20 protein-coding genes are annotated in these 24,380 nt (G+C 63.5%); 9 read left to right on the top strand and 11 right to left on the bottom strand.

The genetic code is table 11. The features are described from left to right. The first annotated feature begins 4 nt into the window (after nucleotides 1–4). Nucleotides 5–1,603, top strand: a complete 1,599-nt coding sequence (locus tag MHX52_RS01310; RefSeq protein ID WP_239316149.1) for a cation:proton antiporter family protein — start codon at nucleotides 5–7, stop codon at nucleotides 1,601–1,603. Here the strand turns inward: MHX52_RS01310 and MHX52_RS01315 are convergent. Further along, on the bottom strand, nucleotides 1,566–2,879 hold the full coding sequence (locus MHX52_RS01315; protein WP_239316151.1) for a glycosyltransferase family 87 protein: 1,314 nt from the start codon (nucleotides 2,877–2,879) through the stop codon (nucleotides 1,566–1,568). The genes MHX52_RS01310 and MHX52_RS01315 overlap by 38 nt on opposite strands. 159 nt (nucleotides 2,880–3,038) lie before the next feature. Here MHX52_RS01315 and MHX52_RS01320 point away from each other — a divergent pair, with 159 nt between their 5' ends. The 5 genes from MHX52_RS01320 (at nucleotide 3,039) to MHX52_RS01340 (ending at nucleotide 7,590) form a co-directional block, all read left to right on the top strand. Beyond that, nucleotides 3,039–3,956: an ABC transporter ATP-binding protein gene (locus tag MHX52_RS01320; protein WP_239316153.1), complete on the top strand. Its 918-nt coding sequence runs from the start codon at nucleotides 3,039–3,041 to the stop codon at nucleotides 3,954–3,956. Nucleotides 3,957–3,960: 4 nt separating this feature from the next. Then, complete coding sequence (locus MHX52_RS01325; RefSeq protein WP_035004057.1) at nucleotides 3,961–4,722, top strand: ABC transporter permease; 762 nt, start codon at nucleotides 3,961–3,963, stop codon at nucleotides 4,720–4,722. Continuing rightward, a complete protein-coding gene (locus MHX52_RS01330) occupies nucleotides 4,722–5,849 on the top strand; it encodes a sensor histidine kinase (protein WP_239316155.1) in 1,128 nt (375 codons plus the stop codon). Before MHX52_RS01325 ends, MHX52_RS01330 begins: the two co-directional genes overlap by 1 nt. Then, nucleotides 5,846–6,448, top strand: coding sequence for a response regulator transcription factor (locus MHX52_RS01335; protein ID WP_239316157.1), 603 nt, complete (start codon nucleotides 5,846–5,848; stop codon nucleotides 6,446–6,448). Before MHX52_RS01330 ends, MHX52_RS01335 begins: the two co-directional genes overlap by 4 nt. A 98-nt stretch (nucleotides 6,449–6,546) precedes the next feature. Then, a complete protein-coding gene (locus MHX52_RS01340; protein WP_239316159.1) occupies nucleotides 6,547–7,590 on the top strand; it encodes a glycerophosphodiester phosphodiesterase family protein in 1,044 nt (347 codons plus the stop codon). On the opposite strand, the gene MHX52_RS01345 is transcribed toward MHX52_RS01340, so the two are convergent. Beyond that, entirely contained in the window at nucleotides 7,587–9,263 is a 1,677-nt protein-coding gene (locus MHX52_RS01345; RefSeq protein WP_239316160.1) for an ABC-ATPase domain-containing protein, read from the bottom strand. The two genes, MHX52_RS01340 and MHX52_RS01345, sit on opposite strands and share 4 nt — an antisense overlap. 371 nt (nucleotides 9,264–9,634) lie before the next feature. Between MHX52_RS01345 and MHX52_RS01350 the strand changes: the two genes are divergently transcribed. Continuing rightward, complete coding sequence (locus MHX52_RS01350) at nucleotides 9,635–11,263, top strand: aspartate:alanine exchanger family transporter (protein ID WP_239316162.1); 1,629 nt, start codon at nucleotides 9,635–9,637, stop codon at nucleotides 11,261–11,263. A 35-nt stretch (nucleotides 11,264–11,298) separates the two neighbouring features. Here MHX52_RS01350 and MHX52_RS01355 read toward each other — a convergent pair whose 3' ends face one another. Then, nucleotides 11,299–12,765: a glyceraldehyde-3-phosphate dehydrogenase gene (locus tag MHX52_RS01355; protein ID WP_239316164.1), complete on the bottom strand. Its 1,467-nt coding sequence runs from the start codon at nucleotides 12,763–12,765 to the stop codon at nucleotides 11,299–11,301. A 140-nt stretch (nucleotides 12,766–12,905) separates the two neighbouring features. On the opposite strand from MHX52_RS01355, the gene MHX52_RS01360 reads away from it, so the two are divergent. Together MHX52_RS01360 and MHX52_RS01365 are read left to right on the top strand one after the other, a co-directional pair. After that, the gene (locus tag MHX52_RS01360) at nucleotides 12,906–14,594 is read left to right on the top strand and encodes a formate--tetrahydrofolate ligase (RefSeq protein WP_239316166.1); all 1,689 of its coding nucleotides are present in this window, start codon (nucleotides 12,906–12,908) and stop codon (nucleotides 14,592–14,594) included. A gap of 95 nt (nucleotides 14,595–14,689) precedes the next feature. After that, entirely contained in the window at nucleotides 14,690–15,349 is a 660-nt protein-coding gene (locus MHX52_RS01365) for a hemolysin III family protein (protein ID WP_070487420.1), read from the top strand. 15 nt (nucleotides 15,350–15,364) lie between these two features. Here the strand turns inward: MHX52_RS01365 and der are convergent, their stop codons facing one another. The 8 genes from der to MHX52_RS01405 all read right to left on the bottom strand — a co-directional run bounded on the left by der (nucleotide 15,365) and on the right by MHX52_RS01405 (nucleotide 24,358). Beyond that, nucleotides 15,365–17,698 carry a bifunctional cytidylate kinase/GTPase Der gene (gene der / locus MHX52_RS01370; RefSeq protein WP_239316170.1) on the bottom strand — a complete coding sequence of 778 codons (2,334 nt, stop codon included), beginning with the start codon at nucleotides 17,696–17,698 and terminating at the stop codon, nucleotides 15,365–15,367. Nucleotides 17,699–17,758: 60 nt separating this feature from the next. Then, nucleotides 17,759–18,631: a pseudouridine synthase gene (locus MHX52_RS01375; protein ID WP_035004079.1), complete on the bottom strand. Its 873-nt coding sequence runs from the start codon at nucleotides 18,629–18,631 to the stop codon at nucleotides 17,759–17,761. Nucleotides 18,632–18,695: 64 nt separating this feature from the next. Beyond that, entirely contained in the window at nucleotides 18,696–19,292 is a 597-nt protein-coding gene (gene scpB / locus MHX52_RS01380) for an SMC-Scp complex subunit ScpB (protein ID WP_239316172.1), read from the bottom strand. A 33-nt stretch (nucleotides 19,293–19,325) separates the two neighbouring features. Next, on the bottom strand, nucleotides 19,326–20,150 hold the full coding sequence (locus MHX52_RS01385; protein ID WP_239316202.1) for a ScpA family protein: 825 nt from the start codon (nucleotides 20,148–20,150) through the stop codon (nucleotides 19,326–19,328). A gap of 7 nt (nucleotides 20,151–20,157) precedes the next feature. Further along, complete coding sequence (locus MHX52_RS01390; RefSeq protein WP_239316174.1) at nucleotides 20,158–21,051, bottom strand: ParA family protein; 894 nt, start codon at nucleotides 21,049–21,051, stop codon at nucleotides 20,158–20,160. A 75-nt stretch (nucleotides 21,052–21,126) separates the two neighbouring features. Then, nucleotides 21,127–22,026, bottom strand: coding sequence for a site-specific tyrosine recombinase XerD (locus MHX52_RS01395; RefSeq protein WP_239316176.1), 900 nt, complete (start codon nucleotides 22,024–22,026; stop codon nucleotides 21,127–21,129). Further along, a complete protein-coding gene (locus tag MHX52_RS01400) occupies nucleotides 22,023–22,679 on the bottom strand; it encodes an NUDIX domain-containing protein (protein WP_070487416.1) in 657 nt (218 codons plus the stop codon). Before MHX52_RS01400 ends, MHX52_RS01395 begins: the two co-directional genes overlap by 4 nt. Nucleotides 22,680–22,690: 11 nt before the next feature. Beyond that, nucleotides 22,691–24,358 carry a CTP synthase gene (locus tag MHX52_RS01405; RefSeq protein WP_239316177.1) on the bottom strand — a complete coding sequence of 556 codons (1,668 nt, stop codon included), beginning with the start codon at nucleotides 24,356–24,358 and terminating at the stop codon, nucleotides 22,691–22,693. Between the last annotated feature and the right edge of the window lie 22 nt (nucleotides 24,359–24,380).

A 24,380-nucleotide genomic window follows, 5' to 3' on the forward strand; every position in this document is an offset into this window, starting at 1 on the left:
ATCCATGGAACTCTTGCTGATTTACCTCGGTGTGGTCTTCGTATGCGGCCTCCTCGCTTGGGCCGTGCGGCTCCCACCCCTCATTGGCTTCCTCGCAGCCGGCTTCGCACTCCACGCGGCCGGCGTGGAACACGTTGATTCCCTGGACCTTTTCGCCGATATCGGTGTGACCCTCATGCTCTTCGCCATCGGCCTACGCCTGGATCTTCGCGCGCTGACGGATAAGGCAGTCTGGCTCACCGCGAGCGCTCATGTTCTCGTGATGACGCTTATTGGTGCTGGCTTCATCACCGGCCTCGGCGCCCTCGGTGCCTTCGGCCCCACCGATTTCTCCGTGGCCGTAAATATCGCTCTGGTCTTGAGTTTCTCCAGCACCATCGTCGTCATCAAGATCCTGCAGGACCGAGGCGACGAGCAAGCCCTCTACGGCAACATCTGCGTCGGCGTGCTGATCATGCAGGACATTCTGGCCGTCGCGTTCATGAGCATCCTTCGGGGCGAACCGCCACGCCTGGCTTCTCTGTTGCTGGTCGCCATCGTCCCGCTGCTGGCATTAACCACCCGCCGCTGGTATAAGCTCGGCCACGGTGAACTCGGTGCCCTGTTCGGCATCGTTATGGCCCTGCTGCCGGGTTACGCGCTCTTCGAGTGGGTGGGGCTCTCCGGCAGCCTCGGAGCCCTCATCATGGGCATTGTTCTCTCCCGCTCCCCCGGCGCAGAACAACTCAGCCATTCCCTGTTCACCCTCAAGGAGCTGCTACTGGTTGGCTTCTTCGTCAACATCGGCTTCCTGGGTCTACCAAACCTGCAGAACCTCGCCGACGCTGCCCTGTTGCTCATTCTGCTTCCCGTCCAAGGCATCGCCTACTGGGCGATCTTGTGGGGACTCGGACTGCGCAATCGCACTTCCGTTCTCGCTTCCCTACTATTGGCGAACTACTCTGAGTTCGCGCTCATTATCGCTGCGCTCGGCGTGAATGATGGTTGGCTCAACCAGCGCTGGCTGCTTTCCCTAGTACTCGCGGTATCCCTCAGCTTCGTCATTTCCGCAATTCTGAACCCGCAGAGTGTCTCGCGGGCAACACGCCTGGCAAAGCGCCTCCCGACGCGCCCGCCGCACAAGATCCACCCAGAGGATCGCCCCATCAATCTCGGCGATGCCCACGCCCTGGTTCTCGGCGTGGGCCGCCTGGGGGTGTCTTGCTACAACGAACTCACCGAGGTCTACGGTACGAAGGTCTTGGGCGTGGAGCACGACCCCGCCCGAGTGCGCCACCTGCAGGAGCGCGGTTACAACGTTGTGGAGGGTGACGCCACAGATATCGACTTCTGGGAGCGTGTGAAGGACAGTCATCAAATCGACATGATCATGCTTGCCATGCCCGCCCAGCACGCCAACGTAGACGCAGTAAAGGAGATTTTTGCCTCCAACATCAATCCGGAGGAATGCACCATCAGTTCAGTGGCCATGTACCGCGAGGATGTCGAGGAACTCGAAGAACTTGGGATCAACGTTGTTGTCCACCTGCAGGACGGTGCCGGCGAATCCCTCGCCGAACGCACCTTTACAGAGAATCAGCAGCGTCGCGCTCGGTCCCAGTAGCACGGCGGTCCGTGAAATACCGGACCGCATAGTACGCCGCAGCCACCACGACAAAGGCCACGCCCAGGAAGGTGAAGGCGCCCTGCCACAGCGGGTTATCGTGAGCCACGCCCTGGCCGAAGAAGCCGAACCTGCGGGAAGTCGCGTTGCTGACGAAAGGCAGGAACACAACTGTCAGGGCCGCCACTACGGCAAAGCTCAGCAGCTGTTCGAGAACCCAGCCCGGCGCGCCCTTCACCTTGTCTGAGACCGCCCGTACGAGCTGGAACCCGGCGTCCAGAAAAACGACAAAGAGCGGCACCAAGAACACCCAGTGGTGATACCAGCTAAACGGCGAGATGATGCAGGCAACAACCCCGCCGAGGGCCATGATCATCGAGTAGTTACCGCGGCGATAGCAGCCCAGGACCACGATGCTGTACAGCGCCAAGATGACGACCACGCAGGCGAGCCACAGTACCGTGCTGTCGTAACCCAGGCGGTGGAAGACGGCGCCGAGGGACTGCGCGCCCGGGTTGTCCTCGCCGCCGATGCGCTGCGTTTCGAAGATTTTGGTCTGCCAGAAAGACTTGGCGTCCGGGACGAAAAGGAAGCCGATGACGATGGTCGCGAGGATCGTGAGGGTCATGTAAACCATTGCGCGCCAGCGCCTGCCCAGCAACAGCGGCAGGTAGAAGAAGACCGGGGTGAGTTTAATGCCGGCGGCCAGGCCGCTGAAGATGCCGCCGCCCTTGTTGCCGGTGCGCCTGCGCAGGAAATCCAGGGCAACCAAGCCCATGAGGAAGATGTTGATCTGGCCCCAGAAGAAAGTGCCGAAGACCGGAGCCAGGTTGAACGATGCGACTAGTGCTGCCATGGAAACGAGGATCAGCCCCGGGGACCAGGCATAACCGCGCTCCCGGAAGACCCCTACGATCACCGCAAACAGCACCAACGCGGTGAGGCCTAGCCAGATACTTGCCGCAACCTCAAACGGTGCAAGCGGCAGCAACCTAAAAATCACGCCAGAAAAGGGCGGATACGTAAATGGAAGGCCCCCGACGAAAGGCTGAGAATACAGCTCCTGGCCACTGTTCAGTGCCACCGCCGCGTTGTAATAGACCTTGAAATCCGTCGGCCACTTAAAGAGGTTCGTGAACCAGTAAGCACGAACCTCTGGCAAAGTAAGCCGGTACACCGCATACGCAGCGAGAAGAGCGAAAGCCACGAACGCACCAAAAGCGCCCGGCAGCCTCTTGGAGGTGCCGCGCGAACTGGTGGAAGCTATAACACTCATCTCGTTTACTTTAAAACGCAAATCGTTGCTTTTTGGTTACCACGACCAAGCAACGAAGAAATTTAAGAAGAATTTCTCCAGCACCCGTGACAAACGTCATGGTGCATTTCGTGACGAAAACTATGCGTGCACTTTTCAGGCCCGAAATAACGTGAAACCATGAGTGCGACACAACTGGCCCACGCCATAGAAGTAAGAGGAATCAGCAAGACCTTCAAGCCACGATCCAACCAACCGGTGCATGCGCTGAAAGACGTTAGCCTCAGCGTTCGCCCGGGCGAGATCGTCGCACTGCTCGGCACCAACGGCGCGGGCAAGACCACCCTCGTGGACCTGATCCTAGGGCTCACTTCCCCGACCGCCGGCACAGTGAAAGTTATGGGCCAAACCCCCAAGCAGGCCGTGTACAACCAGAACATCAGCGCACTGATGCAGACCGGTGGCCTGCTCCACGAGCTGACCGTGAAGGACACTGTGGAGATGATTGCCGCCGCGTTCCCGGAGCACCTGCCCCTCGACGAGGTTATCGAGCAGGCCAACCTAGAACCCATCTACAAGCGCCGCGTAGGCAAGTGCTCCGGCGGCGAGCAGCAGCGCCTTCGCTTCGCCCTAGCAATCCTCGGCAACCCGGACATCCTCATCCTCGATGAGCCCACCGCTGGTATGGACGCCGGCGCACGCCACCGCTTCTGGGACTCCATGAAGCATCAGGCGCAGCTGGGCCACACGATCATCTTTGCCACCCACTACCTAGAGGAAGCGGACAACTTCGCCCAGCGCATCGTGCTGATGAATAAGGGCGAGATCATCGCCGATGGCACCACCGACGAGCTGCGAAACCTTAGCTCCAACCGCGTGGTCAGCGCCGAATTCCCGGGTGGATTCCCCGAGCTATCGAGCCTTAGGGGCGTCATAAAGAGTGAAGTAAACGGCCGTCGCCTTCGTATAACAACCAACGACTCTGACGCGCTTGCCCGGTACCTGTTGACGGAAACTGACGCCCGAGATCTCGACATCACCAGCCACAGCCTGGAGGACACATTCCTTGCGCTGACGAACGAAAACCAGGAGGCCTAGAGCAATGAACACCACCCTAAAATTCGCCGGCTACGAGCTGCTACGCCTGCGCCGGGACATGACCACCTTGTTCTTCAGCGTCGGCCTGCCGATCTTCTTCTATCTGATTTTCGGCGCCATGCAGGAATATGGCGATCAGGAAATGAACGGCGGTAATGTCTCCGCGTTCGTCATGCTGGGCATGGCCTTCTACGCCGGCGTAGTAGGCGCGGTCGGCGCAGCGGGTACTTCCGTAACAGATAACCGCAGTGGTTGGGGCAGGCAGCTGGCCCTTACTCCCCTGCGCCCGTGGCAGCTAGCCTTCGCCAATGGCCTGAGCATCGCCGTACGTGCGGTGCTGCCGATCGTGGCCGTGTTTATAGTCGGCGGGCTAACCCGGGCCCACATGCAGGCCGACCAGTGGGCGTTGAGCTTCATTGCCTGTGTGCTGTGTTCTATCCCCTTTGGCTTCTACGGCTTGGCGTGGACGCTGACTATTCCGAAGGAGAACACGGTGGCCATCGCCACTGCCTCCATCGTGATCCTGGCCTTCGCCGGAAACGTTTTTATGCCACTCAGCGGATCGCTTCTGCAGGTGGGCCGTTTCACTCCCATGTACGGCGCGATGATGCTAGTTCGCTGGCCGCTGGCCGAAGGCGCTCAACTGCTCGACCACGGATTCATCAACGACCCGATGTGGTACGCCTGGGTTAGCATCGCGGTATGGACGGCGATCTTCGTAGGCTTCTGCCTGCTGATGGGCAAGCGCGACAGGGAGCGCAGCTAATGCGCCCTTTTGACGGGTTTCAGTTGAACTCCGCCATCTTCGCCTCGATATGGCTGATATTCCTGGTGCCCGTCGCTCTGCAGGTTTACACAGGGGAAGGATTCGCCACTACGGCGAAAGCCTGGATGACTATATGCCTGCTGGCCTTCGGCACGTTCTACTTCTACGCCTTCGGCTCGCTGGGATACTTTCCACGCGGCTGGGGAACACTAGCGCGGGCACTTCTGCGCTGGGGCATACTGCTAGCCATTGCGTTGGCCAGCGTGCCAGCGATGCAGGCTGGCACGGTGGCCTTTGCCCCCTACCTGGCCGCGATGTTGGGATTCACGGTGACGCTGCGGAAAGCACTGCCGATCGTGGTGGCGACAGGTGTACTCGGGGCCGTCGCGGTGTGGAACTGGTCGCCGGACGACCTTACCTGGGCTGCATTCACCCTTTTCGTCATGCCGTTGTTACTCGTCGCACTTGGGATTTTCAGCCAATACGACGAATCCCGCCACAAGCTGCGGCACGAGCTGGACCTGGCGCAGCAACGGGAGGACATCGCCACGGACGTGCACGATCTGCTGGGTCACTCGCTGACGGTGATCAACCTGAAGTCCGAGGTCGCCAGGCGGGCAATGGACAACAACCCCGAGCAAGCCAAGCAGGAGCTCAAGGAAATCAGCGACCTCTCCCGCCTAGCCCTGGCAGAGGTGCGTTCGACGGTCACCCGCATGCGCACACCCACCTTCGCCGGTGAGCTGCAGGCGGCGCGCCGGGCTTTGGAAACTAAGGGCGTCACTGCGCATCTACCCGAACTCCTGAAGGCACCGGGCGCGCACGACACAGTCTTTTCCTGGGGCCTACGTGAGCTGACGACGAACGTGGTGCGACACTCCGGGGCGAGCGCGTGCTGGGTGAGCGTCACCGCGGACAAGCTGCAGGTCACCGATGACGGCTGCGGATTTAACGGCGAGGCCACCCAGGGCAGCGGTGGTCTGGCAGGCCTGCGCGAGAGGGTCGAGGACGCCGGCGGTCAGCTGATCGTGCGCCGCGACCGGGGCCTGAGTACTGTGTTGATCGCCATGGAAGGCGACGGCGAACTGATCGACGACGGCGCAGTGGCGAAGGAGGCCACCCGATGACCATTCGAGTACTACTCGCCGAGGATCAATCGCTGGTGCGCGGGGCACTGATCGCGCTGCTCAACGCGGAGCCGGACATCGAAGTCGTTGCCGAGTGCGCGACCGGGACCGAGGCCGTGGCACTGGCGCAGGAGCAGCCCATCGACGTGGCTCTACTGGACATTGAGATGCCGGGGTTGAACGGCATCGATGCCGCGAAGGAGCTAGCCAGTAATCGGTGCCGCTGCCTGATCGTGACGACATTCGGCAAGGCCGGGTACGTCAAACGTGCGATGGAAGTGGGCGTAGACGGGTTCATCGTTAAGGACACGCCTCCCGAGGAGCTCGCCGATGCGATCCGGCGGGTCCATGCCGGGCTGCGCGTTATCGACCCGACGCTTGCCCAGGAAAGCTTATTGACGCCCGATAATCCCCTTAGCGAGAGGGAAACCGAGGTGTGCCAGCAGCTCTTCGAGGGCAAGAGCTCCCCTTCCATCGCCAAGACGCTGCATCTTTCGCCAGGAACTGTGCGTAATCACATCTCCAGCATCATGACGAAGACGGGTGCTGGAAATCGCTACGAGGCGGCGCACCTGGCGAAGACGAATGGGTGGATCTAGCTCGCGCTGCCGAGTAGCTGAATCCTTGTTAGATTCATGTGCGTTGCCTCACATTAGGCACGTGATTCTTAGATAAGAAGACTCGCAGTTAGGAATACATGAAGACATCCCTCACCTGGCGCAAGACCGCTGCCGCTGCAGTGGCCGCCATCGTTTCCCTCGGCTCTGCCGGCACCGCAGCTGCCGCGCAAGGCTCCATCGCCGGTTCGTCCTTTAGCTTCGGCTCCTCCATCGCCGGGTCCTCCCAGCCCCAGCCAAAGGAACCGCAGGGCTTCGACTTGCAGTCCCACCGTGGTGGCCGCGGCGAATACACAGAGCAATCTCGCAAGGCATTTGAAGAGTCTGTGAAGATGGGCGTATCCACCCTGGAACTGGACATCGTGATGGCCGAGGACGGCACCCCGGTTGTTTGGCACGACCCGGTAATTCAGGACGACAAGTGCACCGACACCAAGCCCGCCACCGAGGACGACCCGGAGTTCCCCTACGTGGGCAAGCTCGTCCATGAGCTGAACTGGAAGCAGCTGCAGACTCTGAACTGCAACAAGGTGTTGAAGGACTTCCCGGATGCGAAGGCCGAGGAAGAAAACAAGCTGCTACAGCTGCAAGACGTGTTCGAGATCGCCGCTGCCGACCCGCAGATGCGCTTCAACATCGAAACCAAAATCGAGGCAGAGGAACCCGACAAGTCCGCCGAGCCGCAGGAGTTCGTCGACGCGATCCTGCCGGTCGTGCGCGCCAACAAGGCGACCTCCCGCACCACCATCCAGTCCTTCGACTGGCGCTCGCTGCCGCTGGTGCGCAAGGCCCAGCCGGATATTTCTCTGGCACTTCTCTACAGCGCCAAGACGTGGGCTTCCGGCTCCAAGTGGATCGGTGACGTTGACTACGACAAGGTTGGCGGCGACGTCAACAAGGCCGCGACCCAGCTGGGCGCGGAGATCCTCTCCCCTCACTACAAGCTGGTCACTCCGGAAAGCGTGGCCTCCGCCCACGAGGCCGACCTGCAGGTTCTGCCGTGGACGGTCAATGAGAAGCCCGACATGCAGGCCGTGATCGACGCGAAGGTCGACGGTCTGATCACCGACTATCCGACCCGCGGCATGGAGGTTCTCAAGGAGAACAAGCTCCAAGTCCTCTAGGCGAGCTTGAGCTCCCGGTAGCGGTTTGCCGCAGCCAGGATTTCCGCCCCGCGCGGGCGACTCAGGTGTCCGGGATGATCACGCCCCGGCGCCAGCACGGCCAGGCCCTTCTCGGTAATCTGCTGCTCCAGACGAGCAACCAGGTCCACCAGCGGGGTCTGGCCATCGGCGTTCTTAGACAGCCACGCCAGAGCCGCCGCGATCGCCGCCGTCTGGGACGGCGCAACTAGCTGGCCTACGGCGCTCAGGTCAATGTCGGAACGGTCCACGCTGATGGTAGACAGTCCGCGTGGCTTGGGTGGCTTGCGGGAAGATAGAGTCCCGCGCGCGAGGACACGTTCAGCAGTGATGTGGCGGAACTCCCCTGAGTCTTCCGGTGCTTCCCCCTCCCGCGCGATGTCATGAGCACGTGCGGTCACCTCGCTGGGACGGTAGGCATCCATCGCAATGACCGTATCGGCCAGCCGCAGATAGGCACCCGAGCCACCAGCGATAAGGACGGTGGAGACCGAGGTGGCGTCATATAAAGAACGAACGCGCTGCACAAACGGGGTGATGGGCTCCTTGTTGTTCGGTACGAGGCGCTGCATGAGCCGGTCGCGGATCATGAAGTTGGTGGCCGAGGTGTCCTCGTCGATGAGCAGAGTGGAGGTGCCTGCGGCGTGCGCTTCGACGACATTGGCGGCCTGGGAGGTGGAGCCCGAGGCGTTCGTGGTGGTGAAGTGGCGGGTATCGGCACCGGTGGGCAAGTTGGTGATAAACGGCGAGATGTCGTCGCCGGTAATCGGGCGGCCATCCTCGGCGCGCACGCTGGCAACGTCGGCACGGGAGATAACCCACTCGCGGCCATCGTCGGCGACATGCGGGTAAATGCCACGCTCCAGGGCGCGGAGCAGCGTGGACTTGCCGTGATAACCGCCGCCGACGATGACGGTAAGACCTTCCGGGATGCCCATGCCCGTGACGGTGCGGCCGCTGGGGAGCTCGAAGGTCTGGGAAAGCGACTCCGGGGATTCGAAGGCCGTGGCCTGGTTGGCGCCAAGTGGACGGTCGCTATCCCCCGCAGCGCGCGGGAGGATCGCACCGTTGCCGACGAAAGCGACGAGCTTGCGGGGTTTCAGCTGGGCGCGCAGGGCTTCCTGGTCGCGCAAGAGTGCCACGTGATCCTCGAGGGCCTGCGCATCGGCGGGGTCGAAGCGATCGTGCCGCAGGCAGTCGTCGGCGATGTGCGGCAGGTCATCGGCCAGCAGGTGTGCGGCCTGGCGGCCGAGAATGCGGCGACCTTTGGCGGGAAGGCCGACGAGTAGTCGGGCCTCCACGCTATCAGGAGTGACCAGCACGTGAGTACGTTCAAGGACCTGCTGCCCGATGTCGGCGATGTGGACGTTGCGCGGGCGGTTGGGATCGGCCTGGATCCGCCGGGCCAGGAAGTCGGCTACCGCTACCCTGCCGGTGGCATCGTCAACGAGATACTGTGGGATGCCCGCTGCCTGCATGGGCAGGATGAGCCGCACCTTGGAGGGGCTGGCGTAGGGGTCGGCCTGCACACGGTCGATGGAAACCGTTAGCCCCGGTTCGCTATAGGCGCCCTTCAGCTTCTTGTAGGCTCCGTAGCCCGCGCCGTCGAGGCTCTTGGTACGGGAGAAAAGGTCCGAGAGAGTGTTTCGTGCCATGTACCCCAGCGTAGGGAAAATTTTTTTCTGGCTCTCACCTGCGAAACGAACGCCTTTCACAATTTTTTCGAGAAAATTGTATCTAGGGCGTAACGCTTAGAGATGACAAACGATTGTTAGTGTGAAGGCGCTAACAAACTCACAAAATCCCTAGCGCCCGCCACTACACACTGAAAGGATCACTCCCATGATTGAACTGATTGCAAACTTCTTCCAGGGTCTCGTTAGCCTGATCGGCGGCGCACTCGCTGGCCTGGCTGGCCTGATCTCCGGCAAGTAAGGTCCGGCCACTCAGAAAGTCCTAATCTGAGGTTTCTCTTGGGTCCCCGCTCACCTCGTGTGGGCGGGGATTTCTTTATAGGATCAAGATCATGCTGGCATTCCTTGCTGAAAATCCGCTGATCGCCCTAGTCATTATCCTCGCCCTCGGTTTCGCCATCGGCAAGATACGCCTCGGCGGCATGTCGCTCGGCACCGCGGCGATTCTCTTCGTCGCCATTGCCTTTTCCACGGCGGATCCCAACATCCAGCTGCCCCCGATCATCTTCCAATTCGGCCTGGCCATCTTCGTCTACGCCATCGGCCTGACGGCTGGACACGCCTTCTTCGCCGACTTCCGCGAGCGCGGCTGGCGCATGATCCTCTTCGTCGTGGTGCTGCTCGTCGGCCTGATGGGCATGACGTGGCTGCTGGTGCCGATCTTCGGCGTGGAGGCCGCCACGGCCACCGGCTCCTTCGCGGCCGCACTGACTTCCACGCCAGGTATGGCGGCCGTCGTGGACATGCTGGAAGGCACCCACCCAGAGCTGGCCGCCGATCCCGTCGTCGGCTACTCCCTGGCCTATCCCGGCGGCGTGCTCGGCGCCATCGCCGTGGCCGCCATTGGAACCAAGCTCTTGAAGGTGAACCATCGCCAGGACGCGATCGACGAGGGCGTGCTGCACGCGCCACTGGAGCACCGCGGCGTGCGCCTGCGCGAGGGCATCGAAGGCTGCGTACGAGACCTGCGCACCATCGCGGATTCAAAAATCATCGTCACCCGCCTGGTCCGCCCACACCACGCCACCGAAGACGTCCAGGAAAAGGATCATAAGCTGGCCTACCCGGACGCGGAAGTCTACCCTGGCATGATCGTGGTGATCACCGGCACACCGGACTCCCTGGACAAGGCCACGGCCGCGCTGGGCGAGCAGATCGACATCGACGTGGATAGCTCCTACATCGGCTACCGCCGCATCACCGTCTCTAACCCCAGCATCGCCGGGCGCAGCATCAAGGACATCGACCCGATCAGCCACGGCTTCATCATCGCCCGCATCCGCCGCGGCGACGAAGACCTAGTTCCCGGCCCAGACGACGTGCTGCACTATTCCGACCGCGTGCGAGTAGTCACCCCGAAGCACCGCATCGACGAGGTCTCCCAATTCCTGGGCGATTCCGAACGCTCCCTGGCGGACGTGAACCTGCTGCCCTTTACCCTAGGCCTGGCCATCGGTCTGCTCATCGGTGCGATCCCCATCCCCCTGCCCGGTGGCACCACGCTCAACCTGGGCTTCGGTGGTGGCCCCATCGTCATGGGCCTCATCTTCGGAGCGCTCGCCCGCACCGGCCCCATAGGCTGGCAAATCCCCTACCACGCCAACAAGGCCCTCAGCAGTCTGGGTCTGGCCATCTTCTTGGCGGGCGTGGGCACCATCGCGGGCACGGGCTTCCGCGACGCACTGACGGACATCACTTCACTGAACTACATCGCTCTGGGCTTCATCATCACCGTGACCTCGGCCATCGTCTGTGGCCTGGGCGGGATGTGGCTCCTCCGCCTGAAGTGGGACGAGGCGATGGGCATGGCCGCGGGCTTATCCACCAACCCCGCGGTGATTAGTTACCTCAACGATCAGGCGGATACGGAGCTGCCCATGCGCGGCTACGCCACCGTCTATCCGGCAGCGATGATCGGCAAGATCATCGGCTGCCAGATGCTACTGCTGATGCTGCTTTAACCCAGCACCAGCACTGGTGCTAGTGCTGGTGTCTTCTACAGGTCCAGCGCTGCGGCACGCTGTGGCAGCACGCGCGGGCGCACGCCGGCGATCTCCTCGACAATGCGGATCACCTGGTTCGAGTAGCCGAACTCGTTGTCGTACCAGACGTACAGCACCAGGTGGTTGCCGTTCGCAATGGTTGCCAGGCCGTCGACGATGCCCGCGTGGGTAGTACCAACGAAGTCGGTGGAGACGACCTCCGGGGACTTAATGAAGTCGATCTGCTGGCGCAGCGTGGAGTGCAGGGACACGCGGCGCAGGAAGTTGTTCACCTCGTCGGCCTCGACTTCCTGGTTCAGGGTCAGGTTCAGCACCGCCATGGAGACGTCCGGGGTGGGCACGCGGATGGCATTGCCCGTCAGCTTGCCAGCGAACTCCGGCAGGGCCTTGGCCACGGCCTTTGCCGCGCCCGTGGCGGTGAGCACCATGTTCAGGCCCGCGGCGCGGCCACGGCGGTCACCCTTGTGGAAGTTGTCGATCAGGTTCTGGTCGTTGGTGAAGGAGTGCACGGTCTCCACGTGGCCGTGTTCCACGCCGTAGCGGTCGTTGATGACCTTCAGCACCGGGGTGATGCCGTTGGTAGTACAGGACGCCGCAGACAGAATGCGATCATCCTCAGTGATGTCGCCGTGGTTGATGCCGTAGACGATGTTCTTGATGTCGCCCTTGCCCGGGGCAGTCAGCAGAACCTTGGAGACACCCTTGGCCTCCAGGTGCTGAGACAGGCCATCACGGTCGCGCCACACGCCAGTGTTGTCCACCACGATTGCGTCGTTGATGCCGTACTCGGTGTAGTCGATCTCCGCCGGGTTGTTGGCGTAGATAATGCGGATCGGGGTGCCGTTGGCCCAGATCGTGTTGTTTTCCTCATCCGTGGTGATAGTGCCGTCGAAGGCTCCGTGAACGGAATCGCGGCGCAGCAGAGAAGCACGCTTGATCAGGTCGCCCTCACCCTTGGAGCGGACGACGACGGCACGCAGGCGCGCACCGCCATAGGTGGCCTCGCGGGCAACCAGGATGCGGGCCAGCAGGCGGCCGATGCGGCCGAAGCCATAGAGGACGATGTCGCGGGGCTCGACCTGCTCCGGGCCGCCGATGACCTCCGCCAGCTCGCGCTCCAGGTATTCGCGCAGGGTCAGCCCCTCAGAGTCCTTGTTGTAGCGGCTGGCCAGGGATCCAATGTCGATGGAGGCAGTGCCCAGGTTCATCTCCACCAGCTCGCGCAGCACGGGCAGGGTCTGCTCCAGCGGCAGCTCTTTTTCCACGACACGGCGGGCGTAGCGGTGGGACTTGATGATGTCAATATCGGTGACGTTGACAAGCAGCCGGCCGAAGATGGAAGTCACCACGTTCTTGTCGCGGTGCAGGCGGCTGATCAGAGGCAGCATTTCCTGCGCCAGGGCCAGCCGCTCGTTCCAATCGCTGTGCAGAGCACTCTTGGTGTGTGCGTTGTCGGTCATCTATACCTCACTACCTCACTGGAAGTAATTGTTTTGCGAATATTCGGGGGGTTACCCTCTTACCCCCTGAAGTCTAGTTGCCCCCAGCCTTACACCCGCTATTACGGGGGCGATAAGGGGTAGATGTTTATTCTGGGAATATGACTAACTCTTCTGCATCCAGCAATCCCCAACCCAGCGACGTCGAAATCGCACAGGCCCACACTCTGGAGCCCATCACCGCGATCGCGGAGCACGCCGGCATCCCAGAGGCCGCTTTGATCCCCTACGGCCGGACAAAGGCCAAGATCGACGTTCCCGCTTTGCGGGCGGAGCGTGAGGGCGTCAATAAGAAGGGCAAGCTCGTGCTCGTGACCGCAATGAGCCCGACCCCCGCGGGCGAGGGCAAGTCCACCGTGCTGATCGGCCTTGCGGATGCGGTGCGGGCGGCCGGGCGCCAGACGATGGTGGCGATCCGTGAGCCCTCCCAGGGGCCGGTCATGGGCATCAAGGGCGGCGCGGCCGGCGGCGGCTATGCGCAGATCGTGCCGATGGAAGACATCAACCTGCACTTCACCGGCGACATGCACGCTATTACCGCCGCAACCAATACCCTGGCGGCCATTGTCGACAACCATGTACAGCACGGCAATGCCCTGGGCATCGACCCGCGGCGCGTGACGTGGCGGCGCTGCCTGGACGTCAACGACCGCTCGCTGCGCCACGTGGTCACGGGCCTCGGCGGGCCGGGCCAGGGCACTCCGCGCGAGGGCGGGTTCGACATCACGGCGGCCAGCGAGATCATGGCGATCCTGTGCCTGGCCACCGACCTGGAGGACCTGAAGAAGCGCATCGGGCGCATCGTGGTGGGCCAGACTTACAACCGCCAGCCCGTCACCGCGGGAGATCTGAAGTGTGCGGGCGCTATCACCGCCCTGCTGCGCGACGCGATCAATCCGAACCTGGTGCAGACCCTGGGTGGAACCCCCGCACTGGTGCACGGCGGGCCTTTCGCCAACATCGCACACGGCTGCAACTCGCTGATCGCAACCACCACGGCGCTGGACCTGTCGGAGGTTGTACTGACCGAGGCCGGATTCGGCAGCGACCTGGGTGCGGAGAAGTTCTTCGACATCAAGTCCCGTGCCGGTGGCCTCGACGTCGCCGCGACGGTCGTGGTTGCCACTATCCGCTCGCTGAAGCACAACGGCGATTCCGTGCTGAAGGCCGGTCTGGCCAACCTGGAGCGCCACGTCAGCAACATCCGCAAGTTCGGCGTGGAACCCGTGGTGGCGCTGAACCTGTTTAGCTCCGACACTGCCGCGGAGCGCGCTCAGGTCGCCGACTGGGGCGAGCAATTCGGCGTGCGCGTGGTGGAGTGCAACGTGTGGGCCGAGGGCGGTGCCGGCGCGGCGGATCTGGCCTCTGCCGTGTTGGAGGTCGTCGATGGTGTTTCTGGTGAGGACGCCCCCAGCTCCAGCCACCAGATCTATCAGCCGGTCGATGGCGTGGAAGCCACCCTGCACACACTTGCCACGGAGGTCTACGGCGCGACGGACGTGCAGTTCGGCCCGCAGGCCTTGAAGGACCTGGCGTTTCTGAAGGATAACGGCTGGGACAAGCTGCCGGTGTGCGTATCGAAGACGCAGTACTCCTTCAGCGATGACCCCACCGCGCTGGGCGCACCGAGCGGCCACACCCTGCACGTCCGCGAGTTGGTGCCACGTATCGGTGCCGGATTCGTGGTGGCACTCACCGGCGATGTGATGACTCTGCCGGGCCTGCCGAAGAAACCCGCGGCCGAGCGCATTGATGTTAACGCGCAGGGAGTTATTTCTGGCCTGTTCTAAGAGCGAAAGGGCGTAAGCTTTATTTCGTGCATAAAACTCAAGTGCTGACGAAGAAGCCCCCTCGACCCGTATTCGACCGTGGGCCACGCCCGTATATGCGGGGGCGGTTGCACACCGCCGCCGCATGGTATTTCGGCGGCATGGGCACGGCACTGACCATCGTTGCGGCCTCCAAGTTTCACCTGTCCTGGATGACCATGGCCACGGCGCTGTACGCACTGTGCCTGGCCGGGATGCTCACCGTCAGCGCGCTGTACCACCGCGTGCCGTGGCGCTCCGAGGGCGCGGTGAATAGCTGGCGGCGCGCCGACCACGCCATGATCGCGGTCTTCATCGCCGGCACCTACGGGCCGGTAACGGTTGGCGCTTTCGGCGCGCAGTGGTTCACCGGCTGGGGCTGGTTTAACACCGGCGGGCTGTGGATCTTGGCCGTGAGCTGGCTGGCCGCCACCGCGGCAGTGGTACTGAACCTAGTGTGGATTGATCACCCGCGGTGGCTGGATGCCACCACGTACCTCACCCTCGGCTGGCTGGCCGCCATCGGCGCCGTGGGCTACTACCAGCAGCTGGGTCTGGCCGTGAGCCTGCTGATGCTGCTGGGCGGGATCATCTACTCCCTCGGCGCAGTGATCTACGCCAAGCAGTGGCCCAATCCCTCCCCGCGGTGGTTCGGATTCCACGAGGTTTTCCACGCCGCCACGATCCTGGCGGCGCTGCTGCACCACATCGCCATTTGGATCCTGGTGCTGCGCTAGAGCCTTTTTTTGCGCCTACTTCTTACGCTTCTTCTCGCGCACACGCACCGCGATGCGCACCGGCGAGCCCTCGAAGCCGAAGGCCTCGCGCAGCTTGCGCTCCAGGAAGCGGCGGTAGCCGTGCTCCAGGAAGCCGGTGGTGAACAGCACAATCACCGGCGGCTTGGTGGATGCCTGGGTGGCAAACAGCACGCGCGGCAGGCGGCCGCCACGCATCGGCGGCGGGGTCTCCGCAATCACCGCGCGCAGCCAGGTGTTCAGCTGGCCGGTGGAGATTCGCTGATCCCAGCTCTCCAAAGCCTCGATCATCGCGGGCTCCAGCTTCTGCAACGCGCGGCCGGTCTTGGCGGAGATGTTCACGCGGCGAGCCCACGGGACGTGGGAAAGCTGCAGCTCGATCTCCCGCTCCAGCAGCTCGCGGCGGTCCTCGTCCACCAGGTCCCACTTGTTGTAGGCCACCACCAGGGCACGCCCCGAGTCGAGGATCATGCGAAGCACTCGCTGATCCTGCTCGGCGATGGGCTCGCTGGCGTCAACAAGAAAAACAACGACCTCCGCCGCGTCGATCGCGGAGCGGGTGCGCAGCGAGGCGTAGAACTCGTGGCCGCGCGCGTGCTTCGTCTTCTTGCGGATGCCGGCGGTATCGACGAACTTCCAGGTCTTTTCCTCCAGCTCCACGATGGAGTCGACCGGGTCGACGGTGGTGCCCGCAACGTTGTTGACCACGGAGCGCTCCTCGCCCGTGATCTTGTTCAGCAGGGAGGACTTGCCCACGTTCGGGCGACCGACCAGGGCCACGCGGCGCGGGCCGGAAACGACCGAAAGCTCGCGCGGGTGCTCCGGGAAGACCCGCAGGACCTCGTCCATGACGTCCGCCGCGCCCTTGCCATGCTGCGCGGACACCGGGTACGGGTTATCCAGGCCCAGCGCCCAGAACTCGGCGACGTCGCCCAGCTGCGCATCCGCATCGCACTTGTTGGCCACCACGATCACGGGCACCTTACTGCGCTGCAGCTTGCGGGCGATGACCTCGTCGGTGGAGGTGATGCCGACCTTCGAGTCGACCACGAAGACGATAACATCGGCGGTCTCCATGGCAGTCTCCGCCTGGCGGGCGATGGCCGCGTGGATGCCCTTCGCATCCGGATCCCAGCCGCCCGTATCCTGCACCCAGAAGCGGCGGCCGGACCACTCGCCCAGGTAGGAAATACGGTCGCGGGTGACGCCCGGGAAGTCCTCCACCACAGCCTCGCGGCGGCCGATGAAGCGGTTCACCAGGGTGGACTTGCCCACGTTCGGGCGGCCGACGATGGCAACGGTGCACAGGGCCTCCTGCTCGGCCTCCTCGTCGCCGAGCACACCGAAGGCTTCCTCCAGGGCTTCCCAGTCCTCGTCGGATTCCGGCATGTCGCCGCCGCCCTCGAGGGTGAAGTCGTCCGGGCCGGTGATGAAGAATTCGTCGGGGCCGGACTCGTTGCCCTCGTCGAACTCGTCATCGTCGTACTCGGAGAATTCGGCGGCGGAGAAGTCGGACTCCCCCAGCACCTCGCCATCGGCGGTGCGGAAGATCAGCTCCGCCGGGGAATCCAGGCTGTCCGGCTTGGCGCTGGCCAGGGTCAGCTGCGCCAACTTCTCCAGCACTTCGTCGATGTCCATCTCGCCGGTGTCTACAATCACGGCATCCTCTGCCGGGCGGAGCGGAGAGGTCTTACGGGAGGAGTCGGCCTCATCACGGCGCTGCACATCCGCGAGTACAGCCTCGTAGTCCGCGTCTCGGCCAGCTTCCAGGTCCTGATCGTATCGGCGCTGAGCCCGCACCTCGGCGGAGGCCGTCATGAAGATCTTCACGGGGGCGTCCTCAAGAACCACAGTTCCGATGTCGCGCCCCTCGACCACGCAGCGACCGGCGGCGAAGGCCAGAGACCGCTGCAGGGCCACCAGGTTCTCGCGCACCTCCGGGATGGCGGCGACGGCGGAAACGTGCGCGGTGACCTCGGGGCCGCGGATCTCACCGGAAACGTCGGTGCCGTCCAGCAGCACCTCGGTGGAGGTGGGATCCTCGTTGATCTCCAGCGGCAGGTCAGCGGTGGCGGCGATGATCGCCTCGCGTGCGGACTCCTCGGAAGGGTCGATGCCCTGGCGCAGCACATGCAGCGTGGCCACGCGGTACATGGCGCCGGTATCCAGATATTTCGCGTCCGCGGCGGTAGCCAGGCGGCGGCAGACGGTGGACTTGCCGGTGCCGCTCGGGCCGTCGACGGCGACGATCAGGCCGCCGTCCTCAATGTTCTTTGCGCTGGCGAGCTGATCCAGCGCGGAGCCGGGCTCGTAGAAAGGTGCGTTCGTCATAGAAAGGTCGTTCCCCTAAATAATTGTGTGTTTATGTCGGCTGTACTAGCTGCTGGCTGGTTACAGCCCGACCTTCTTGTACATGCTCTGCAATTCCGCCTGGTTCAGCGCGCGGATCGTGCCCGGCTTCTGCTCGCCCAGCTGCACGGTGTGGATCTTGGTTCGTACCAGCGCCTGGACCGGGAAGCCGGCCTCCTTCAGCATGCGGCGCACGATGTGCTTGCGGCCCTCGTGCAGCTCCACCTTGATCAGCGACTTGCCCTGCCACACGTCCACGATCTGCACGCTGTCGGCGCGTGCAATGCCATCGTCCAGCTCCACGCCGTCCTTCAGCTCGCGGATCAGCTTGCGGCTCGCCTCGCCCAGCACGGTGGCCATGTAGGTCTTCTTCACCTCGTACTTGGGGTGCATCAGGCGGTTGGCCAGCTCGCCGTCGTTGGTGAGCAGCAGCAGGCCTTCGGTCTGGGCATCCAGGCGGCCGACGTGGAACAGCCCCTGGCCTTCCTTCAGGCGCGTACCGACCAGGTCACCAACGCACGGGCGGCCCAGGTCGTCGCTCATCGTGGAGTGCACACCGCGGGGCTTGTTCAGTGCGAAGTACACCATCTCTTCGTTGACCTGCACGCGCTCGCCGTCCACGCGGACGATGTCCACGCTCGGGTCGATGCGGGTGCCCATCTTCACCACGACTTCGCCGTTTACTTCCACGCGACCGGCGGCGATGAGCTTCTCGCTCATGCGGCGGCTTGCCACACCCGCAGAGGCCAGCACCTTCTGCAGGCGCACCTGGGCCTTCTCCGAATCTGGTTTGTTGAGGGCGGCCTCTGCCTCCTGCGCCGTCACGTGCTGGCGCTTGGCGGGCTTGGCCTGGGATAGGTAGATGTCTTTCGGAGCGGTCTCCGGTGTGCCGTCTCGGCGAGCGGGTGTGTCCACGGTGTTTCTAGCCCTTCGAACTAAAATCTTGAATTATCAGCCCGAACTATACCCCTCAACCTGCTTAATTGTCGATATTGTCCAGGCTGTCGATGCTGTCTACTTCCGGCAGCAGCGGCGCCAGATCCGGCAGTTCCTCCAGCGATTCAATGCCGATCTGCTCCAGGAAAAGCTCGGTCGTGGAGTACAGGTGCGCGCCACCCTGCTCCCCCGTCTCGGCGATCAGCCCGCGCAGGGAAAGCGTACGCATCACGCCGTCGCAGTTCACGCCGCGCACCGCCGCCACCTGGCTGCGGGTGACGGGCTGCCGATAGGCCACCACAGCCAGGGTCTCCAGGGCCGCGCGGCTCAGTCGCTGTTGGGTGCCGTCCAGCAGCTTCGCCTCTACCACGTCCGAGTTCGCGCGCCGCGTGTACAGCCGGAAGGCCCCCTCGTGCTCACGCAGCTCAAAGCCGTTTCCCCGGGCTTCGTACTCCGCCGCGATCTCGTGGAGGGTGCGCGCCACCTCAGCCTCTGGCACCGCGTTCTCCTCGTTGGAAAGCACGCGGGCGAGCTCTGTGGGCGTCACCGCCTCGTCGCTTACCAACAGCAGCGATTCCACGCGGCTGCGCAGCACCGACACCTGCGGCAGCGGCGCGGGGTTGGGGTTTAGATCGCTCATGGTGTGTGCCTTTCTGTTCTTTCTTTGTGACGCCTACTCCCAGTTGCTGGCCGCCACCACCGCCGGGTCGACATCCAGCCCGGTCCAGGCCACCGACATGTCCTGCAGCGGCTCGGGCTGTTCGATGCCGATGGCGCGGGCCTTGTACAGCTCCAACAGTGCCAGGAAGCGCCCGACGACGATCATGTTCAGCTCCGCGTCGGCGATGAGCGCGCCGAAGGTCACCCAGGTGTTCTCGCCGGCGACCTTGAGGGTGTTGAGGATCCGCCCGGCCTGCTCAGGCACAGACACCGCGACCTGGTGGATGTGTCCGGTCTCCACGTGATCGGGCTTCGGGCGGAACACGGCGGCGGCCAGCTCGGCGAACTCGTCGGCGGTCTTGCCGATCTTCACCTCCGGCAGCAGGTTTGCGTGGTGCTCCTCCAGGGACAGGGTTGCCGGGTAGGCACGGGCGGCGTCGCGCTGCCAGTCGGCGAACAGGTCGGCCACTTGCTTGTAGGCGCGGTACTGCAGCAGGCGGGCGAACAGCAGGTCGCGGGTTTCCAGTAGCGCGAGGTCCTCCTCGCTATCCACCTCACCGCGTGGCACCAGGCGGGCTGCTTTGAGGTCCAGCAGCGTGGAGGCGACCACCAGAAATTCGGTTACCTCGTCCAGGTTTTCAGCGCTAGAACTTAAGCTTTTGGTGTAGGCGATGAACTCGTCGGTGACCTGAGCCAGAGCGACCTCGGTGATGTCCAGCTTGTGGGAATGAATCAGCTGCAGCAGCAGGTCGAACGGGCCGTCGAAGTTGGCCAGCGCCACCCGGAAGCCAGTGATCTCCGGCTGCTCGGCCTGCTCTGGCTGCGCTGGCTCCTGCACGGGCTGGTTAGATTTGCTGAGCGACGCGCTCAATGACTTCCTTCGCCAGGTTCGAATACTGCACCGCGCCGGACGAGCTCGGCGCCCAGGTGTTGATCGGCTCGCCGGCCACCGAGGTCTCCGGGAAGCGCACGGTGCGCGTAATGACGGAGTCGAAGACCTTGTCCCCGAACGCCTCCACCAGCCGCTCCATCACCTCGCGGGCGTGCAGGGTGCGGCGGTCGAACATCGTCACCAGGATGCCCAGCACTTCGAGCTTGAAGTTCAGGCGGTCGCGGACCTTGTCCACCGTGTCCATCAGCAGTGCCAGGCCGCGCAGGGAGAAGTACTCGGACTCCACCGGAATGATCACCGAATCCGCACAGCTCAGCGCGTTGACCGTCAGCAGCCCCAGCGAAGGTTGGCAGTCGACGATGATGAAGTCGTAGTCACGCATCACAGGCCGCAGCGCACGGGCAAGGGCTTGCTCGCGGCCGACTTCGTTGACCAACTGGATCTCCGCAGCCGACAGGTCGATATTCGCCGGAACGACGTCCAGACCGTCGACGGGACTGGAGTGAATGGCGTCAAGAATAGAGGCCGAAGAATCGACCAACAGGTTGTAGACCGTAACGTCCAACTCGTCGTGGCTAATGCCCAGACCGGCGGACAGAGCACCCTGCGGGTCCAAGTCCACCAGCAGCACCTTGCGGCCGAACGCGGCGAGCGAGGCACCGATGTTGATCGTCGAGGTGGTCTTACCCACCCCGCCCTTCTGGTTGCACATCGCGATGATGGCCGCCGGGCCGTGGCGATCCAACGGCTCGGGGTCCGGCAGCTCCTTGATCGGTCGTCCGGTCAGGCCGATGCGCTGATCGGGCTTATCAAACAACGCATCCGCGTGTGACTGTGAACGTGACATCGGCGATCCCGTCAAGCCCTTTCCCTTGATTGTGATAAATAGCCTTTAATTACACCCTAGAGATTATCAGGCGCACTAGGTACGGGGGTGAGATGAGGCCCAAATTTCCCTCAAGTGCTCAGGGCTGACCTTGGTGTAAATCTGCGTGGTAGCCACGCTAGCGTGCCCGAGAAGTTCCTGCACCACGCGAATATCCGCGCCGCCTTCCAACAGGTGCGTGGCGAAACTGTGGCGCAGGCTGTGCGGCGAGACATGCTTCAGCCCCGCCGCCTCCGCCGCCTGCGAGACGATCTTGAAGCCCGATTGTCGGCCGAGGCGCGCCCCGCGGTTGTTGAGGAACAGCGCGGGGCTGCCCTTCTTGTTCAGGCTCGGCCGCGCCCGCACCAGGTAGCGCTCCACCGCCTGCAGCGCCGGTCGCCCCAGCGGCACAATGCGTTCCTTACCACCCTTGCCGCGCACTAGCAGCACGCGCTGTTCCCGGTCGAGGTCGTCGACGTCGAGGTCTAGTAGCTCGGTGATGCGCGCGCCGGTCGAGTAGAGCATCTCGAGCAGCGCACGGTCGCGGATGTTTATTTGGGACGCCCCGTCGCCCGCCGGCACCGCGTTCAGCAAAGCCTCTACCTGTGCCAGGCTTAGAGCCTTCGGGATCGAACCGCCCAACGAGGGCGTGGGTACATCCGCCGCAACGTCGAAGGGCAGTCGGCCGTCGGCGTGGGCGAAGGAGTGCAGGCCGCGGATCGCCGCCAGCCCGCGGGCGGCGGAGGACGCCGCGAGGTTCAAATCCTTGCGGAGGTAGACCAGGTGATCCTCGATGTCTGTGGCGGTGACTTCCTGCAGCGCCTTGGAGCCTAGCCACTCCAGGTAGCGGTCGAGGTCGCGCTGGTAGTTCGACAGGGTGTGGACGGAGACATCGCGCTCGGTCTTTAGGTGCCGGATATAGGCGGTGACGAGCTTGCGGTTGGCTTCTGCACTCAACGGATGAACTTCATGTCCGTGCCGGGCTTGGCTTCCGCGCTGGCGGAGCGGCGATCGGCGAGGCCGGAGTGATAGTTGAAAGGCTCTGAAACGTCCCGGCGGGTACCGGCGGCCAGGTGCAGCAGGGCGATAGTGGCGATGGAGTTTTCCACCTTGCCCGTCTGCACCCACTCAATGGCTTCGGGGATGGGCACCCAGCGGGTTTCAATTTCCGCCTCCTCGAACTCGGCCTCCGGCAGGTCGAAGCCGCTGAGGTCATCGTCCAAGTCTTCGGCCAGGTAGATGCGGCACATTTCTTCGCTGAAGCCCGGGGAGGTCACGACATCCCCCAGCAGGTGCCAGTTGTGGGCGCGCAGACCAGCTTCCTCGGCCAGCTCACGGCGGGCGGCTTCCAAGGGATCCTCCCCCACCAGATCCAGTAGGCCGGCGGGGATCTCCCACAGGTGGCGGCCCACGCCGTGGCGATACTGGCGGATCATCATCACGTGGTTATCGCGCACGGCGGCGACCGCGACTGCGGAGAAGTGCTCCACGATCTCGCGCTTCGCCTCACCGGTGGCGGTGGTGATCGTATCGCGCCGCACGCCGATGATCGGCGCATCCAGCAGCAATTCGCTATCTACAACGCGGTACGGGGTGCTGTCGTTGCTCATGACTCCCAAGTTTAGGAGCGCTCAGCCTGGTGCTGCAGCGCAGCATCCACCAGCCCCTGGAACAGCGGGTGGGAGCGGGTCGGGCGGGACTTGTACTCCGGGTGAGCCTGGGTGGCCACGAAGTACGGGTGCACGTCCTTCGGGTACTCCACGAACTCCACCAGGGTGCCGTCCGGGGAGGTACCGGAGAACTGCAGGCCAGAGCCCTCGGTGATCTGCTCGCGGTATGCGTTGTTCACCTCGTAGCGGTGGCGGTGGCGCTCCGAGACGTCGGTGGCGCCATACATCTCAGCGACCAGAGAGCCTTCGGCCAGACGCGCCGGGTAGGCACCCAGACGCATGGTTCCGCCCAGATCCGCCTCGCCCGACACAGCTGCCTTCTGCTCCTCCATGGTGGAGATCACAGGGGTGGAGGCGTTGGCGTCAAACTCAGTAGAAGAAGCATCGGTGAGACCCGCGGTGCGCGCGGCCTCGATCACGATGCACTGCAGGCCCAGGCAGATGCCCAGCAGCGGCAGCTTGTTCTTGCGAGCGTAGGTGATGGCGCCGATCTTGCCCTCGATGCCGCGGTTGCCGAAGCCACCCGGGATGACCACACCGTCGACGTCCTTCAGAGCCTCGGCCGCACCCTTTTCGGTCTCGCACTCGTCAGAGGCGATCCACTTCACGTTGGCGCGGACGTTCGCGCCGAAACCGCCGGCGCGGATGGCTTCCGCGACGGAGAGGTACGCATCCGGCAGGTCGATGTACTTGCCGACGATGCCGATGGTCACCTCGCCCTGCGGGTTGTGGACACTCTCCAGCAGGTTGCCCCAGGTCGTCCAGTCCACGTCACGGAACGGCAGGTTCAGACGACGGATGATGTAGTTATCCAGGTGCTGGGAGTGCAGCACCTTCGGGATGTCATAAATGGAAGGCGCATCCGGGCAGGAAACCACGCCGTCCTCGTCCACGTCGCACATCAGGGCGATCTTGGACTTCATGGCCTGCGGGACCTCACGGTCGGCGCGCAGGACGATTGCATCCGGGACGATACCGATGCTGCGCAGCTCCGCGACGGAGTGCTGGGTCGGCTTCGTCTTCAGCTCACCCGACGGCGCCAGGTAAGGCACCAGGGAAACGTGAATGAAGGCAATGTTCTCGCGACCTGCCTCGTGGCGGACCTGGCGGATGGCCTCCAGGAAGGGCTGGGACTCGATGTCGCCGACGGTTCCGCCGATCTCGCTGATGACGACGTCCGGCGCCTGGCCGTTCTTATCCGGCTGCCCCATGGCCAGCACTGCGGCCTTGATCTCGTCGGTGATGTGCGGAATCACCTGGACGGTCTTGCCCAGGAACTCGCCGCGGCGCTCCTTGGCGATGACGTTGGAGTACACCTTGCCGGTGGTCACGTTGCCAGCGGCGGAGAGGTTGCGGTCCAGGAAGCGCTCGTAGTGGCCGAGGTCCAGGTCGGTCTCCGCACCGTCCTCGGTGACGAACACTTCGCCGTGCTCGAAGGGGTTCATGGTGCCCGGATCAACGTTGAGGTACGGATCCAGCTTCTGCATCGTTACGCGCAGACCACGGGAGGACAGCAGCTGCCCCAGGCTAGCTGCTGTGAGCCCCTTGCCCAGCGAGGACGCCACACCGCCGGTGACGAAGATGAATTTAGTGCTGTTCTTTGCACGATTAGTGGCCAAGGTAACTCCCGAATCAACGACG

Source organism: Corynebacterium sp. ACRQJ, from assembly GCF_022346045.1.
In the GTDB taxonomy this organism is placed as follows: Bacteria; Actinomycetota; Actinomycetes; order Mycobacteriales; family Mycobacteriaceae; genus Corynebacterium; species Corynebacterium evansiae.

Excerpts from the sequence above, each read along its gene's own strand:
- MHX52_RS01340 (WP_239316159.1), top strand. The coding sequence starts at position 6,547 with ATGAAGACATCCCTCACCTGGCGCAAGACCGCTGCCGCTGCAGTGGCC.
- MHX52_RS01325 (WP_035004057.1), top strand. The coding sequence starts at position 3,961 with ATGAACACCACCCTAAAATTCGCCGGCTACGAGCTGCTACGCCTGCGC.
- MHX52_RS01315 (WP_239316151.1), bottom strand. The coding sequence starts at position 2,879 with ATGAGTGTTATAGCTTCCACCAGTTCGCGCGGCACCTCCAAGAGGCTG.
- MHX52_RS01400 (WP_070487416.1), bottom strand. The coding sequence starts at position 22,679 with ATGAGCAACGACAGCACCCCGTACCGCGTTGTAGATAGCGAATTGCTG.
- MHX52_RS01360 (WP_239316166.1), top strand. The coding sequence starts at position 12,906 with ATGACTAACTCTTCTGCATCCAGCAATCCCCAACCCAGCGACGTCGAA.
- MHX52_RS01345 (WP_239316160.1), bottom strand. The coding sequence starts at position 9,263 with ATGGCACGAAACACTCTCTCGGACCTTTTCTCCCGTACCAAGAGCCTC.
- MHX52_RS01355 (WP_239316164.1), bottom strand. The coding sequence starts at position 12,765 with ATGACCGACAACGCACACACCAAGAGTGCTCTGCACAGCGATTGGAAC.
- MHX52_RS01390 (WP_239316174.1), bottom strand. The coding sequence starts at position 21,051 with ATGTCACGTTCACAGTCACACGCGGATGCGTTGTTTGATAAGCCCGAT.
- MHX52_RS01365 (WP_070487420.1), top strand. The coding sequence starts at position 14,690 with ATGCGGGGGCGGTTGCACACCGCCGCCGCATGGTATTTCGGCGGCATG.
- scpB (WP_239316172.1), bottom strand. The coding sequence starts at position 19,292 with ATGAGCGATCTAAACCCCAACCCCGCGCCGCTGCCGCAGGTGTCGGTG.
- MHX52_RS01330 (WP_239316155.1), top strand. The coding sequence starts at position 4,722 with ATGCGCCCTTTTGACGGGTTTCAGTTGAACTCCGCCATCTTCGCCTCG.
- MHX52_RS01320 (WP_239316153.1), top strand. The coding sequence starts at position 3,039 with ATGAGTGCGACACAACTGGCCCACGCCATAGAAGTAAGAGGAATCAGC.
- MHX52_RS01335 (WP_239316157.1), top strand. The coding sequence starts at position 5,846 with ATGACCATTCGAGTACTACTCGCCGAGGATCAATCGCTGGTGCGCGGG.
- MHX52_RS01350 (WP_239316162.1), top strand. The coding sequence starts at position 9,635 with ATGCTGGCATTCCTTGCTGAAAATCCGCTGATCGCCCTAGTCATTATC.
- MHX52_RS01310 (WP_239316149.1), top strand. The coding sequence starts at position 5 with ATGGAACTCTTGCTGATTTACCTCGGTGTGGTCTTCGTATGCGGCCTC.
- der (WP_239316170.1), bottom strand. The coding sequence starts at position 17,698 with ATGACGAACGCACCTTTCTACGAGCCCGGCTCCGCGCTGGATCAGCTC.